This is a genomic window from Planctopirus hydrillae (assembly GCF_001707835.1).
Taxonomy (GTDB): Bacteria; Planctomycetota; Planctomycetia; order Planctomycetales; family Planctomycetaceae; genus Planctopirus; species Planctopirus hydrillae.
In genome coordinates this window covers 1-335 of the sequence record NZ_LYDR01000096.1, presented here as the reverse complement: position 1 = coordinate 335, position 335 = coordinate 1, and the positions used below count along the sequence as shown (strand labels likewise).

The 335-nt window shown below is 64.5% G+C and carries 1 protein-coding gene; it reads left to right on the top strand.

The features are described 5' to 3' along the window. Positions 1-261: winged helix-turn-helix domain-containing protein (locus A6X21_RS11925; RefSeq protein ID WP_131818309.1), on the top strand; the 261-nt coding region annotated here is incomplete at its 5' end. Between the last annotated feature and the right edge of the window lie 74 nt (positions 262-335).

The following is a 335-nucleotide window of genomic DNA, read 5'->3' as shown; positions in this document are numbered from 1 at the left end:
CGGTTGCAGGCACGGTGGAAGGACAAGCCGATCGCGCTGATGCCCAACGAATACCGCCTGCTGCGCTATCTGATGGAACAGCCAGGCCATGTCTTTTCGCGCGGGCAACTGATCGCCGCGCTGGGCAAGAACGAACAGCCGATCGATGAACGCACCGTCGATGCCTGGGTCAGCCGCCTGCGCCGTGCGCTGCGCGATGTCGGCGCGGGCTATCCCTTGCGCACGGTGCGCTCGCTCGGCTACGTGCTGGACAAGCCCTGATCTGTCCAAGGACCTCCGATTGACCGAGCCCAGCCCCCGGATCACGCTGGTCCTGCCCTATTACAACGAGGAAG